Annotated in this window: 10 protein-coding genes and 3 tRNA genes; 5 read left to right on the top strand and 8 right to left on the bottom strand. The window is 38.4% G+C overall.

The window, feature by feature from the left end:
* Positions 1-1,926, bottom strand: coding sequence for a beta-glucosidase (locus tag JCM15092_RS15230; RefSeq protein ID WP_235782294.1), 1,926 nt, complete (start codon positions 1,924-1,926; stop codon positions 1-3).
* Complete coding sequence (locus tag JCM15092_RS17505; protein WP_235782290.1) at positions 1,839-2,405, bottom strand: hypothetical protein; 567 nt, start codon at positions 2,403-2,405, stop codon at positions 1,839-1,841. Before JCM15092_RS17505 ends, JCM15092_RS15230 begins: the two co-directional genes overlap by 88 nt.
* A gap of 223 nt (positions 2,406-2,628) precedes the next feature.
* Between JCM15092_RS17505 and JCM15092_RS06545 the strand changes: the two genes are divergently transcribed.
* Together JCM15092_RS06545 and JCM15092_RS06540 are read left to right on the top strand one after the other, a co-directional pair.
* Positions 2,629-3,312 carry a DUF4468 domain-containing protein gene (locus JCM15092_RS06545; RefSeq protein WP_034541668.1) on the top strand — a complete coding sequence of 228 codons (684 nt, stop codon included), beginning with the start codon at positions 2,629-2,631 and terminating at the stop codon, positions 3,310-3,312.
* 351 nt (positions 3,313-3,663) lie between these two features.
* Positions 3,664-4,665, top strand: coding sequence for a glycoside hydrolase family 5 protein (locus JCM15092_RS06540; RefSeq protein WP_024993963.1), 1,002 nt, complete (start codon positions 3,664-3,666; stop codon positions 4,663-4,665).
* Positions 4,666-4,812: 147 nt separating this feature from the next.
* Here the strand turns inward: JCM15092_RS06540 and JCM15092_RS06535 are convergent, their stop codons facing one another.
* The 6 genes from JCM15092_RS06535 to JCM15092_RS06510 all read right to left on the bottom strand — a co-directional run bounded on the left by JCM15092_RS06535 (position 4,813) and on the right by JCM15092_RS06510 (position 11,266).
* Positions 4,813-6,843 carry a TlpA family protein disulfide reductase gene (locus JCM15092_RS06535; RefSeq protein ID WP_024993962.1) on the bottom strand — a complete coding sequence of 677 codons (2,031 nt, stop codon included), beginning with the start codon at positions 6,841-6,843 and terminating at the stop codon, positions 4,813-4,815.
* Between the two features lie 490 nt (positions 6,844-7,333).
* Positions 7,334-7,417: transfer RNA gene (locus JCM15092_RS06530), tRNA-Leu, on the bottom strand.
* A gap of 15 nt (positions 7,418-7,432) precedes the next feature.
* Positions 7,433-7,513: transfer RNA gene (locus tag JCM15092_RS06525), tRNA-Leu, on the bottom strand.
* A gap of 29 nt (positions 7,514-7,542) precedes the next feature.
* Positions 7,543-7,615 (bottom strand) — tRNA-Gly (locus tag JCM15092_RS06520).
* Between the two features lie 127 nt (positions 7,616-7,742).
* A complete protein-coding gene (nspC, locus tag JCM15092_RS06515; RefSeq protein ID WP_024993961.1) occupies positions 7,743-8,906 on the bottom strand; it encodes a carboxynorspermidine decarboxylase in 1,164 nt (387 codons plus the stop codon).
* On the bottom strand, positions 8,906-11,266 hold the full coding sequence (locus JCM15092_RS06510) for an ATP-dependent helicase (protein ID WP_024993960.1): 2,361 nt from the start codon (positions 11,264-11,266) through the stop codon (positions 8,906-8,908). The genes nspC and JCM15092_RS06510 overlap by 1 nt, the downstream gene beginning before the upstream one ends.
* A 154-nt stretch (positions 11,267-11,420) precedes the next feature.
* On the opposite strand from JCM15092_RS06510, the gene JCM15092_RS06505 reads away from it, so the two are divergent.
* The 3 genes from JCM15092_RS06505 to JCM15092_RS06495 all read left to right on the top strand — a co-directional run bounded on the left by JCM15092_RS06505 (position 11,421) and on the right by JCM15092_RS06495 (position 14,616).
* Positions 11,421-12,005: a superoxide dismutase gene (locus JCM15092_RS06505; protein ID WP_148296613.1), complete on the top strand. Its 585-nt coding sequence runs from the start codon at positions 11,421-11,423 to the stop codon at positions 12,003-12,005.
* Between the two features lie 108 nt (positions 12,006-12,113).
* On the top strand, positions 12,114-14,096 hold the full coding sequence (locus JCM15092_RS06500; protein WP_024993958.1) for a sensor histidine kinase: 1,983 nt from the start codon (positions 12,114-12,116) through the stop codon (positions 14,094-14,096).
* Positions 14,086-14,616 carry a HEAT-like fold family protein gene (locus JCM15092_RS06495; RefSeq protein WP_024993957.1) on the top strand — a complete coding sequence of 177 codons (531 nt, stop codon included), beginning with the start codon at positions 14,086-14,088 and terminating at the stop codon, positions 14,614-14,616. Before JCM15092_RS06500 ends, JCM15092_RS06495 begins: the two co-directional genes overlap by 11 nt.
* Positions 14,617-14,884: the final 268 nt, after the last annotated feature.

The following is a 14,884-nucleotide window of genomic DNA, read 5'->3' as shown; positions in this document are numbered from 1 at the left end:
CTACAGGATAGTAATCTTCACGCTCTCACCTGCTTTAATCTTATTTTTAGATAGTTTAGCCTGTCCGAAGTCAAACTTGGTATAGCTTAATCCGTAACCAAATGCATACTGAGGTACTCCATTAAAGTAACGGTAGGTACGGTTGGTCATCTCATAATCCATGAAATTAGGCAACTGATACGTAGACTTATAAAAAGTAACAGGAAGCTTTCCTGAAGGATTGTAATTGCCAAAGAGTATATCGGCAACAGCCTCACCACCCTCTTGTCCTGGATACCAAGCCTGAAGGAGAGCATCGTAATATGAGTCAACATTCTCAAATCCGATAGCCGAACCGGAGCAGTTGACATTCACTACAGGCTTACCTGTATCATGCATTGCTTTCAAGAATGATTGCTGAACCTCCGGTAGTTCGATAGTAGCACGTTCATGCCCCTCTCCCTCTTGTGATGAGGTGATACCACCAACATAGATAATTACATCGGCATCCTTAACTTTATCTTTAATAGCAGCGAAATCTGTAAACTTACGTTCATTTACATTTACCATCAAGTTGGATACAGAGCCTTTGGTTGCAGAGATATAATCTATCTCAATATTGTATTCCTCTCCTTTATTCACTTTATGGTTAATAGTAAGAGGACGACGGAAAGATTGAGAGAAGAGCTCACGACGCTGATCTTCCGTAAGCTTCATGCCTGGAGTGTATGTGAATGACAGTGGACGTGGTCTGAACCCGCCAATGCTATCTCCGTTAATTTTTATAGTAAAGTTATTTCCACGAACAGAGAAAGAGAGTTCACCGCTATTATCTGCCTTATATTTAGCAGTATATATAGCTGAAAAGTCGGATGTAGGTACCCCTTCACCAAACCCATAACCTCCCTCAGTCTGGAAATCTATATTCTTCACTTGAATAGATTTTATCGGTTCTCCTGTGAATGATTGATTTTTGAAGTAACGGGCAGAGAATCCAATCTCTCCATTGCTCATAACCTGATTATTCTTTGAGAACTCAATATAGTTATTTTCTATGCCGGAGCCCTGCTCAACGATGAAGTTTGCATTAGGCATAGCTTTTTTCAATCCTTCAAGAATAGTAGTACAGTGAGTAGGGACACCACTATAGTTACCGCGCATCATTATTTCGTCATCGATGTTAGGACCTACAACAGCAATATTCTTCAACTCTTTACTAAGAGGCAACAGACCATTGTTTTTAAGCAACACCTGACTTGAACGAGCCATATTCAATGCTTGGTCACGGTGAGCTTGGCAGTCGACTACACTTCCCGGTATTGATGCATATGGAGATAGTTCATCAGGATCTAGCAAACCTAGTTGGAAACGTCCTTTTAATACACGGCGCAATGAAACATCAATATCCAGTTCGGTGATAAGTCCATCCTTCAATGCCTGATTAAGCGACTGATAGGAACGACCGCACTCCAGGTCTGTACCATGCAACACAGCATCCACACTAGCCTCAGCAGGATTTTTATGTGTCTCATGTCTGCCAGGTATATAGAAGTCGTTTATAGCATCACAATCTGTAAGGATGATGCCTTCGTATCCCCAACGTTCACGTAATATATCAATAAGTAATCGTCCGCTGCTGCAACATGGCTTACCGTCGAAAGCAGAATATGCACACATCACCTCCTGTACGTTACCCTCTTTCACCAATGCCTTGAATGCAGGCAGATATGATTCCCACAAATCACGTTTGCTCACCACAGCATTAAACTCATGACGCAACGGTTCAGGACCGGAGTGTACAGCATAATGTTTAGCACAAGCGTGCGTCTTGAAATGATTAGGATCAGTACCTTGCATACCTACAACCACACTAACTCCCATTTTTGAGAGCAATAGAGGATCCTCACCAAAGCTCTCCTGTCCTCTTCCCCAACGAGGATCGCGTATAAGGTTAACGTTTGGGGCCCAAATGTAAGATTTGGAATTGAAGATACATATGGGCCAATCTCTCCGTCTCTTGGGATAGAGTTAAAGCGTCCACGTGCTTCGTCAGATACCATAGAGTATGTCTTTAACACCTGATTATCATCGAAGGTGGCAGCCAAAGCTATAGCCTGAGGGAACACTGTCACATCTGAGACACCCATCAAACCGTGACAAGCCTCACCCCACCAGTTGTAGGCAGGAATATTGAGCCGGTCAATAGAGAGAGAACGGTTCATCATCTGTGTGATTTTCTCTTCTACTGTCATAAGAGATAGAAGGTTGTCGATGCGCTCATCCACCGGCAATTTGGGATTCCAAAAAGGATGGTCATATGTCTCTCTGACTGTTATAGGCCTAACATTCTTGGAATTAGAATGCTGAGCACTTGCAACGCCGGATAGACAGAGTAATCCAACCAACAAAATGTTTTTCTTCTTCATAGTAATAACTCTTAAATTTACTTTTAGGTGGTTCGTTTTAATTTAAGGTTATTAAGTGTCACAAACTTAATGAAATAAATTGAAAAACATCAGTAAATAAATAGTATTAATATTCAAATAAATTATTGCCTATTGTTTTTTAGGACTCTTTTTTTATATATTTGTCAAGAAAAGTTATTCAATAAAACAGAACAAAGACAATAAAATTAATTTATACTACAAAATGAGAAACCGACTTATTATTCTTGCCTCTATAATAATGATGGCAGTAGCAGCAAATGCTCAATTAATTCGCACAGACGATCTTGAGAAGTACGCTAAAGAGAGATATGGTGAAAAATGGACTGAAGCAGCTGAAAACCTCGTCTCTACCCTTACTCTAGATAAGAACAACTCACTAACTTACATCCAAGTTATAGATTGCAAAAATCAGACTAAAGATCAATTGTATGTATTATTAAACTATTGGGCAACAGCATCATTCAACGACGCAAAATCTGTCATTCAATTGAACGACAAGGAGTTGGGATGCATAATAGTTCAGGCATATCTTTCTAATGTAGCCTCTCACGTTGGTGGAATTAACACTTATGAGATAAGTGTGAAACCTATCATAAAAATTGATATCAAGGATGGCAAGATAAGAGTTACTTATACAGTACAGAACTATGATGCTTTTATCGTTTCAGGAGGAGGAATCATGGGAGCCATGGGTGGTACTGTTCCAGTAACTGTGGAAGAAAAATGGGCGCTTGACGGATGTTTTCCTTTCGTTCCTAAAGATAAACATAAGAAGACATCTGCAAAAGCACTTATTATGACTCACGCATTCTCAAATGTAATAATGGACAAAATTGAGGAGGCAGTGAAAAATGGATTGGTGGGCAATGAGAATGATAATTGGTAACTAAGTTTTATTCCAAATATATTATAGGTCTGTACAGAGAGTACAGGCCTTTTTTATTGTACAAATTAAAAGCTCTCATTATGCCATAAACAGGGAGATGTAAGGTTATATTGTTCAGTTGACGGCGGCAACTGATGAGACGCCGACGACAACTGAATGGTCGGCGCTGACGACCGATGGGATGACGATGGCAAACAAAGAATTGTTTTACAATAAAAAGATTTCTTTACTGATTAGGTACACATGTAAAACTAATATAGTTTAACTATGATATTACAGATTATTTGGTATATTTATAAGCTAACATAACAGATAACCAATGATTTAATCAACCTTGATAAACTATAATTTATGAAGCAGATAAAACTTATTATGACATTATGCTGTCTTATGATGCTAATGGGATGTAAAAGCAGAACTTTCATCAATAATAATGATAGGACTAATATACTTCCTGCACTCTCTGTCAAGGGCAATTTTCTGATGAACAGTAATGGAGATACAGTTACACTGCGAGGTGTAAGCTACGGATGGCATAACTTCTGGCCACGTTTTTATAATGAATCATCCGCAAAATATATTATAAATCATTGGAGAGCTGATGTACTGCGTGCTGCTATGGGCGTAGACATTGATAAGAACAGTTATATAAACAGGCCGGACTTTGGCATAGAGTGCGTTAGCAAAATTGCCAATGCAGCAATAGAGAATGGTGCCTATGTCATAATAGACTGGCACTGCCATAACTTGAGGCTAAATGAGGCCAAGGAGTTCTTTACCAAGATGGCAAAGAGATATAAGGGTGTACCTAACGTAATCTATGAGTTATACAATGAGCCTATAAACGATAGTTGGACTGAGGTAAAGAACTACTCTATAGAGCTTATCAAAACGATACGAGCAATTGAGCCTAATGCAGTAATACTTATTGGCAGTCCCCATTGGGATCAGGACATTCATATTGCGGCAGATGATCCTATAACAGGGTTCAAGAATATTATGTACACCCTTCACTTCTATGCTAATACCCATGGACAATCACTGCGCGACAGAGCGGACTATGCTCTCTCTAAAGGACTTCCTATATTCGTTTCTGAATGTGCCGGAATGGAAGCTACAGGAGATGGACCTATAAATAGTGAAGAGTGGGGAAAATGGATTAATTGGATGAATAAGAATAAGATAAGCTGGGCAGCATGGTCAATAGCCGATAAGAATGAGACATGCTCAATGCTATACCCTTCAGCCTCATCGGAAGGAGATTGGAAAGATAATAATCTGAAAGAGTGGGCAAATATAGTTATTGAAGAGCTGACATCTTCTGACTTTGTTCCCGCTATTATTTCAGAATAGTACCTTTCATAATTACTATCTCGACAAGTTGAACTACATAAACAGTAATGCCTTTGATAAATTACTTATCAAAGGCATTACGTTATATCGAGTGTACATCTTGATTGAAGCATCTTACTGCCGAGTTCTACAACTCATCAAGCTGATTCAGAATCTCTTTATCAGTTCTCCAATTTCAGATGCACTTGTAATATCAAAATCCCTTTCAATGAGTTTGCCGTTCTTCCCTACGAGTACACAACGAGGAATTCCTTGAAAGTTAATCATTGTCTGAAATTGCTTCCATTCTTCATTGGTTATGTATATATGCTCACCCTTTATATTCTTTTCGCCCATCCACTTCTCACTGTCATCTTTCTCATTAATGGTGTTGATGTAGAGGAACTTCACCGGTTCGTCCTTCAATTCTTCAACAATTTTTTTCTGACTCATCATGCCTGAACGGCAGGGTCCACAACCCATATTCCAGAAGTCTAGTAAAAGGAGGTTACCTTTGTAAGGTGAAACGATTTTGTTCCATAATGCTTCCTGTTCTTCAGTCCAACCTGTTCCGATCTCTTCAGTGCCGATTTCTGTTGATTTCACAAAGTTGCGGAATTCATTGGTTATGGTTTGTGCCACCTTTATATTCTGAATGCCGGCCAAAGACTCACCAACCTTGTTTGCTATATAGTCAAGTCGTACTGAACGGTATTCACCAAGCTGACCAAGTTTATCATCCTTTTGGGTTCGCTCCATATCAAAAACAATGTGCTGCGATAACCAAAGGTCATTCATAAAAGTGCCTGCCATACCATAATCGTCGCAACGGTACTGATTTATTATATAACCATGCTCATCTCTATCATTGTTCCACTTATTGAGCATTTGACTATAAAGTGTACGATTCACAAATACCCACTGACTGAATTCGCAGAGTACGAGAGCATTGTTGAAAATAAGATCCTTGTTCTTCAACAATATGCCATATACTAAGTCATAATCAAGTGGAACATAATTTGGATTCATTTCTAACTTCACACTACCGTCTTCTGACTGTGTCTGAGTATACTGATTGGATTGATAATTTGACATTACATCCTCTACCTCAATACATTTGTTTGTCACAGCCGACATCATTACTATATCTTTTCCGAATGTGCTGAGCGGCGAATTGATGAGTGCCTGTCGGAATTCCTCATCTGCAATAATCTCGTTTGCCTGATTTGCCCAACGCTCAAGAACAGGCTGAACAGCATCCTTGCCTTTGGCAATCATCTCAGAAGCCTCTTTGTAATTGTATTCGTTCTTACCATATTTTTCAATGAGCTTAGGAAGAAGTGTGTTTATCACAGCAGATTCTCCCTTGCTGCGAAAAGTTTTAAATCTAGGACCTCTGTTGTCTGGAGCCGTTTCTATAGTAGTGAACATTTCAAGAGTGTCACCAGGGGTAATGAATAAGTTACCGAAAGAATTTATATATATGGACTGCGGATAGGGAAGATTGAGGTCGAGCGTAAAGCTATTGTTCTCGTCAATATTAGCGAATATCGTCTCCTCCTGCCTTGTAATCTGATTAGTTACTCTTGCTGTCGCACTTGCCACCATATTAGCAATCTCCTTCGGTAATTTTTTTATATGGATTTTTATCTGTGCCTTACCTCCCTCAAAAGCACTCTTGTATGGCAGATTGCTGAAATGCCATTTAGTATTGGGGGTGTAAGGCTGACTCATATAATAATCAAAGTCAAGTGATTCAGGATTGACCTCCCTTGCTCCCGAATTAGCTACCTCTCTTTTCGACTGCTTTGTCTTGGACTGTAGCTTTATGCCGTAATAGTTGCCGAGCATATTATTGCCCACCTCAATATAGTTGAGCTCCTTGACTTCAGCATCCAAAGGTTCAAAATATACGCTGCAGGTTGTTCCATCAACAGCCTGTTCGTGTGCCTTGATACCCTCTACGCGAAGGAACTTATACTCCTTGCCGGAATTGCGGTCCCTTAGTACTGTATTGTTGATGATAGACGAACCCTGTCCAAGGGTGCCACGAATTATAGTTGCTTCTTTCGTAAGTTCAATCTCAGTGATTGTCATCCATCTAGCTCTGTATTCTATTTCCGGGTTCTTGATAACCTTGCCTGCAATTATCTGAAGCGAGAAAAACAATGTAAAAAATAAGATAGTTTTAAGTCTCATAGTATTAATAATTAATTCCGCAGCTTTATTATTTCTAATAATTGCGAGTGTTTTTATAGACTAAGTTATAAGCTCTTGGCAATGTCATAATCTTCACCAACCAAAGTATTGTGAACAGAACAATATTAGAAAGAGGGAAATGGAAAAGATGGTGCAAACTGAATGCTATCAAGCTAATTTTGAACTTATTGTGTTTCAATATTTCATACAAAGATGTAAAAAAATAAGATAACGCCAAATCTTTTGTATAAATTTTTCACCTAATGGACATATTTTTCTACAAGTTTCTTTATCCTAAGGTTTAGGATATATAACCATAACTAAATTCTATTATTTACAGTTATTAAACGAGAAAGAGGTCATGATAGATTGGAGAATTGCCTGAACAGACATATGGTATTTTGTATAATAAAGAGAGATATTCAAGAGCCTGAGAGCAAAAGTATAGATAAAAAAAGAACCACTTTGTTAAGTGATTCTTCAAATTAAGTGAAGGAAATGAGACTCGAACTCACACGACATAACTGTCACTACCCCCTCAAAGTAGCGCGTCTACCAATTCCGCCATTCCTCCATTAAATTTCTACTGTGCCCAGAACAGGACTCGAACCTGCATGCCTTGCGACACACGCACCTGAAACGTGCGCGTCTACCATTCCGCCACCTGGGCCTCCGATTATACTCTCTTGTATAATATTGAGCGGAAAACGAGACTCGAACTCGCGACCCTAACCTTGGCAAGGTTATGCTCTACCAACTGAGCTATTTCCGCAATTTAGCCGCATTTGAGATTCATTATGTTTGTTTCTCAATTGCGGTTGCAAAGGTAATGCAATTTTCTAAATAACCAAATTTATGCAATATTTTTCTACATCATTTTTTTCTCTATTATCCTATCCTCAGGCCATCCTGTCGCGATAATCTTCATATCTGAACTCTTTATAGAACTCTAATTGATTGTTAATATGCCAGATAGCAATTGAAGGGTGATTAATGCCATTAAACATGTTTGTCTTCACCATTGTGTAGTGAATCATATCTTCGAATATAATTTTTTCTCCAATCTGCAGTTCATGATCGAATTTCCAGCTACCCATATAGTCTCCGCTAAGGCAACTGTTGCCACCAAGTCTATATATATTTCTTTTCTCATCACCATCCTCATACTTATGTCCCTCGAGTGTCTCCGTTCCCCTCACCTTTGGATAGTATGGCATCTCAAGACAGTCGGGCATATGACATGTAAAGCTAACATCGAGTATGGCAGTTTTTATACCTCTACTCTCAACGATATCAACCACTCTTGAAACTAATACTCCTGTCTGCCATGTAAAGGCTGAACCAGGTTCCAGTATAACTTCCAAATGAGGATATTTCTGCTTGAACGACTTAATAAGTGCTATGAGATGTTCCACATCGTAATCCTTTCTAGTCATAAGATGTCCCCCACCGAAATTTATCCACTTTATCTGAGAGAACCATTTAGAGAACTTCTCCTCAATATGCTGAAGTGTATGTTCGAAGGTGTACGAATCGGACTCGCAATGGCAATGACAATGTAAACCATCTATACCTTCTGGTAGAGTATCAGGCAATAAATCTGCTGTAACTCCGAAACGTGTACCAGGAGCACAAGGATTGTATAGTTCAACCTCTACCTCCGAATATTCAGGATTAATTCTTATTCCACAAGATATCTTCTCATCGCTCTTCTCAACAAATGGATAGAAGCGTCGGAACTGACTGAATGAGTTGAATGTTATATGACTGCTATAGTGCATAATATCATAGAACTCCTCCTCAACATATGCCGGTGAGTAGGTATGAGCTCTACTACCAAACTCTTGGAATGCAAGACGGGCTTCGTAAAGCGAACTGGCTGTGGTATGGTCGATAAACTCCCTGAAAATTGGGAAAGACTTCCACATGGCAAACGATTTGAAAGCAAGTATGATCTCTGCTCCGCTCTCATCGGCAACTCTCTTTATCAACGTGAGATTCTTTCTCAACAACTCCTCTTCCATTACATAGCATGGTGAAGGTATCTTTTCAATATCTATCATTATTCAACTATTTTAAATCTTGCAAACTTTAGCAAAAGCTGTTTTACTCCTGCATTCTCAAACTCCACTGTAGCCTTGCAGTTGTCCCCAACTCCCTCAATATTTGTCACATGTCCTCTTCCGAATCTCTCATGCTCTATCATGTTGCCAACAGCAAGTCCTGAAAGGTTTGCAGAGGCTTGTGGAGCACCTGCCTTTGACGAAGAGAGCGAAGATACTCTCTTTAGCGTCCTTCCTGTAGTAGGAAGCGGCACATTGACTTTTCTTGGCTGATATGTATCTCTGTTTTCAAACTTACTCTCCTGTGCCCATGGTGGAGTTGTGTAATCATTATTGCCAGAGGCTCTGTTCATTCGGAATGACGATGCATTTTCATCTACTTTCCTTGACAACATATCCTGCTGAGGTATCATGAGAAAACGTGAATCTATATCTTTTAAGAAACGACTTGGTGAGCTGCACTCCATCTTTCCATACCTCATTCTGTTCTTGGCAAATGAGAGTATACAATGGTCCTCAGCACGAGTTATGGCTACATAAAAAAGCCTTCTCTCCTCCTCCAACTGCCTATATGAATCCATTGACATGGCACTCGGGAAGAGCTCCTCCTCAAGACCTACTACAAACACATTCTTGAACTCAAGTCCCTTGGCAGAATGTATTGTCATAAGTGTTACTTTAGGGGCATCACTATCTTTGTCACTGTCCTGATCTGTAAGCAACGATATTTCTGAAAGGTAGTCTGTAAGGTAGATATTATTATCTCCCTCTTCCATACGTCCCTGGCAGAAGTCCTTCATACCATTTATAAGTTCCTCTACGTTCTCACGGCGAGACATATCTTCAGGATCGTTACTTTGGTAGAGTTCGTTCATGATACCACTCTGTCGTACTATCATCTCTCCCATCTGCGAAGCATCCTTATCGGTTACTGCCTCCATGAAATTTTTCATTATATCACGGAAGTTCTGAAGCTTTGCAGCGGTACCTTTATTTATTGACACTCCATATTGCAAAGGTTCTATAAGCACTTTCCACAGACTCACGCCATTGTCGGATGCTGCCTGAACTATTTTGCCAAGCGTAGTTTCACCTATTCCTCGTGCAGGATAGTTAATTATTCTCTTGAATGCCTCCTCGTCATTAGGATTTATCGTGAGGCGGAAATATGAGATAATATCTTTTATCTCCTTTCTCTGATAGAACGATAGGCCTCCATAGATTTTGTAAGGTATACTCTTCTTTCGGAACATCTCCTCAAATATACGGCTCTGAGCATTGGTACGATATAGTACAGCAAAATCATCATAACTATAGCCCTCTTTACGTTTAAAGGATAGAATCTTTCGTGAAACAATCTCTCCCTCTTCAACATCACTATAGGCGTTAACGACTTCTATTGGATCACCAACGCTTTTCTCCGAATAGATTTCCTTGCGTATCTGCTGACTGTTCTTCTCAATCAAACTGTTGGCAGCATGAACGATAGTTTTTGTGGAACGATAGTTCTGTTCCAGTTTGAAGAGTTTTACATTATCATATAATTTGGTAAACTTAAGAATATTTTCTATATTGGCTCCACGGAAGGAGTATATACTCTGTGCATCATCGCCTACTACGCATACATGCTGATGTTCGCGACTAAGCTGTAAAACTATGCTGTGCTGCGCAAAGTTTGTATCCTGATATTCGTCAACAAGTATATAACGGAACTGATCAGAGTACTTTTTAAGAATGAGTGGATTCTTGTCGAAAAGTATATATGTATATACCAGCAGATCATCAAAATCCATAGCATCACTCTGACGGCAACGATCACAATATTTTTGATATATTTCTTTAAACTTAGGCATTCTGTCATCCATTTCACTCCTTTGAGATGAGCCGGAGGCAGAATAGGCATAAGGTGATACTAATTGATTCTTAGCATTGCTTATCATTGACTGAACAGCAGCCGGTTTATAAGACTTGTCATCAAGCTGCATCTCTTTGATAATAGATTTAATAAGACTGCGAGAATCGGAAGTATCATAAATTGTAAAGTTGGAAGAAAAGCCTATGCTTGAGGCCTCATACCTTAATATGCGTGAGAAGATGGAATGAAAGGTACCCATCCAAAGATACCTTGCACTATCTCCTACCTGAGCACCAATTCTTTTCTTCATCTCTTTGGCAGCCTTGTTTGTAAAGGTAAGTGCAAGTATGGACCATGGCTTATATCCCATTTCCAGAAGATATGCTATTTTATAAGTCAGCACCCTTGTCTTTCCCGAACCAGCACCGGCAATAACCAATGATGGTCCGTCGTTATAAAGAACAGCCTGACGTTGACTTTCATTCAATTCATCAATATAATTCATCTTTAAAAAAATTGATTGCAAAGATAATGAAATTCAAAGATAGACAAAGTTTGATTTTGAGAGAACAAAAGAGATAGCAAATGTGTTTATTAATAAACAACCAATTCGAACAATTATGATACCATTAATAACTAACATTATAAATTCAATAATTATGGTCTTTACTATGCCTGCGCTCCCTTATCCAAATAATGGATTGGAGCCAATAATCAGCAGTTCTACAATTGAATACCATTATGGTAAACATTTGCAGACTTATGTTAACAACCTGAATTCACTCGTTCCAGGAACAGAGTTCGAAGGTAAAAACTTGGAATATATTGTTGAGAACGCACCCGATGGTGGTATATTCAACAATGCAGGACAGGTTCTTAACCATACTCTATACTTCCTACAGTTCGCTCCGGCAACTGAAAAGAAAGAGCCATGTGGTAAACTAAAAGAAGCAATAGACAGAGATTTCGGTAGCTTCGAAAATTTGAAGAAACAGCTCTCTGACGCTGCTGTTACTCTTTTCGGCTCAGGATGGGCATGGCTTTCTGAAGAAAAAGACGGAAAACTCACAATAGGCAAATATGCTAATGGAGATAACCCTTTAAGACATGGGAAACAGCCATTGTTAGGTATTGACGTATGGGAACATGCCTATTATCTTGACTTCCAGAACAAAAGAGCTGACCATGTTGCTAAAATATGGGATATCGTAAACTGGAATGTTGTTGAGAAGAGAATGAAATAATTCAAATCGATTGTAAAAACTCCGAAACTTAGTTTTCGGAGTTTTTTTATTACATGCTGCTGTTCATTATTTTAAATACGTATATTTGCATCCATAATTCATTTTTTAATGAGAGGAAAAACACTTTTATTATTATATATCCTGGTTTTGATTCCCATCATCTCATACTCGAAAGGTTCAGATGGTAAAAAGAAGATTCTCTTTATCTGCTCATACTCTACAGATAATGAATATTCAAGGACCAACATCTCCTCATTCATAAACACCTTCTCTGAACTTCAGGGTGATTATCAGTATGCTACCGAGGCACTTAATTGTACATCACTAGATGACCGTTACAGATGGGTAGATTACACACGAGCAGTTATGGAGAAGCATAAGGACGCCTCCATGGTGGTCCTGATAGGTACAGAGGCACTGGTAAGCTATTTTTCTCAGGTGGATCCTGAGATTAGAAAGATACCTGTCTTTGCAACAATGGGGCAGAAATATTGCGCCAGCATGGAAGGTAACGAGATACCTATACTATATGATAAAAATGTTGAGTTCGGATTAATTGATATTTTGGGGACAGCTAAGCAATTTAATCTTCAACTTTTCTATTACTATGATTATGAAGTAAAGAAGGATATTGAACTTATCAAACAGTTTTTCCCTAAAACGGAGAATATAGCAATATTGAGCGATAACTCCCTAAATGGTCTGTCGCACATGAGACAAATTAAGTCTGAGGTAAAAAAGAACTTCAAGAATCTTAAGCTAAAATATATTGACGGACGAAAGTTAAATACAGACCAAGCTGCCGAAAGATTTAAAAACCTGCCGGAAAACACCAGTGTAATGTTGTGTTGTTGGAAATATGACAAGAACAATATTGTATATATGGACAACTCAAAATATACCTTTATCAAAGCTAATCCCAATATGCCAGTTTTTAGTCTAACCGGCACTGGCATAGGCTATTGGGCTATAGGAGGATATATACCTCAATATCGTCCTTTAGGCATGGAGTTGGCTAAAAAGGCCTATGACTATCTTGAGACAGAAGATTGGAATGGACCTTTTATAAGCGGCTATTCGGATATCTTAAAACTTGATATGCATGAGTTGAAGAGATTGGATCTGATGGATGCAAACATACCTTCGGATGTGATTTATGTTAATCCTGATTTTGACTGGGGAGATTATGTAAGACTTTACAAATGGTATTTCATTTTAGGATCAGGCATATTTATTCTCATTTCTATAGGATTTATATACTCTTCTCTCTCCAATATTCATATCCGTCGTCTTAAACATAACCTGGAAAAGAAAGATGAACAGTTGGAACAAGAGAAAAATGAGCTTCTTAAGTATCAGAAAGAGCTAATTGTTGCTAAAGATAAAGCTGATGAGCTCAGCAGATTACAAAGTGCTTTCATATCTAACATGAGTCATGAAATAAGAACTCCATTAAATGCTATCGTAGGATTCTCTGAAGTTCTGATAAGCACCATAGATCCAACAGAAGAGCAGGATGAATATATAGGAATAATACAACATAACTCAGATCTACTTCTGAAACTGATAAACGACATTTTGGATCTGTCAAGGATAGAGGCAAAAAAGAAGAAACTATTCTTCGAAAAAGCAGACATTGTACCACATCTTGAGAGTGTCGTTTTATCAATGCGTCCAAATGCTAAAGAAAATGTAAATATACTATTTACACATAAGGAACCTAGCATAACTGTGGTAACCGACCTTGTCAGACTGCAACAGGTTGTAATAAACCTGATAGGTAATGCCATAAAATTTACAGACAATGGAAGTATCACACTTGACGTAGAAAACAGACCTGATGAGGAGATGATGTTACTGTCGGTTACCGATACCGGTTGCGGTATACCTGCCGATATGCAGGACAAAGTATTCGAGAGATTCAACAAAGTAAACGAATTTGCCCAAGGTACCGGACTAGGACTTGCTATCTGTGAAGCAACAGTAAAACAGTTCGGCGGTAAAATATGGATAGATAAATCATATACAAGTGGCACAAGATTTATCTTCACAATACCTACCAATCATAATGAGTCTAGCAATGAAGAGTGATTTTAAGGAACTACTTTTACAGCAAGCATCTAAGGTTATAGTTGAGCATATTGCTAAAAGAGTTATCTCTTCACCTGAGCTATTTAATGATATATATAATCTGACATTCGACAAGGATAAGAAAATCGCATGGCGCTCTCTTTGGGTATGCAACAAAATAAGTGAATCGCATCCCTCCTTCTTCGCAGACAGATATGACGAATTAATAAACAGAGCTATGAATGCAGAAGATCCAAGCATAATGCGCCTTACATTAAACATCATCCTGCACCTTCAACAGCCCCCAAATATCAATGTACCTTTTCTTGATTTCTGTATAGAGAACATGACTGCACTCGACAAGACCTCAGCATGTCAGGCGGTATGTATGAAACTGGCATACAAGATGTGTCGTTATAACCAACCAGAGCTGCTTTACGAGATCAAGACTTATATTGAGAATATGGATGAAGCATACTATAATGCAGCTGCTATTTGTACCAAAAACGCTATTTTGAAAAACATAAATAAGAATCGGTAATAAGATGATTCAATCTTTATATTAAAGAAGTCCTACCGCTACTGAAAAGAAAAAACTAATTATTGGCATACGAATAGTCGCATAATCACCGAAAATATAAATCAAAATAACAATTAACTTCATTTTTATTATTAAAAGATAAACCTCTTATTTATAGGCTATATATTAAAATATAACTACTGTTTATACCATTGTTATCAGAATAATTATTTTTTTGTTTAGGAAAATAGTATTCTATTGTATATATTTGTTTCTCAATTTTTATTGG

Origin of the sequence: Phocaeicola paurosaccharolyticus JCM 15092, assembly GCF_000613805.1 — a bacterium.
GTDB lineage: Bacteria > Bacteroidota > Bacteroidia > Bacteroidales > Bacteroidaceae > Phocaeicola > Phocaeicola paurosaccharolyticus.
The sequence above is the reverse complement of the archived record's forward strand: the minus strand, read 5'-3'. Positions and strand labels throughout refer to the sequence as shown.